At 61.6% G+C, this 211-nt stretch carries 1 pseudogene; it reads right to left on the reverse strand.

From position 1 onward, the window contains the following. Positions 1-211: pseudogene (locus tag BN358_RS27565) on the reverse strand (hypothetical protein); the annotation flags it as partial.

A 211-nucleotide genomic window follows, 5' to 3' on the forward strand; every position in this document is an offset into this window, starting at 1 on the left:
TCTTGGTGATCAGTCCGACGACGACCTTGTCAGAGCCGCCTCCGGCGCTGCCGCCGGCGGACGGCGCGGCCGCTCCGGAGCTGCAGGCGGCGAGTACGAAGGGAAGAGTGATCGCAACCGCGGCTGCGAGTTTGCGGAACATCTGTTGCCTTTCTTCTTTGGAAGGATCAATGCGGGTACCCGATGCGGAATCTATCGCACCAAAGAAGAA

This window comes from Sedimentibacter sp. B4 (genome assembly GCF_000309315.1).
In the GTDB taxonomy this organism is placed as follows: Bacteria; Bacillota; Clostridia; order Tissierellales; family Sedimentibacteraceae; genus Sedimentibacter; species Sedimentibacter saalensis.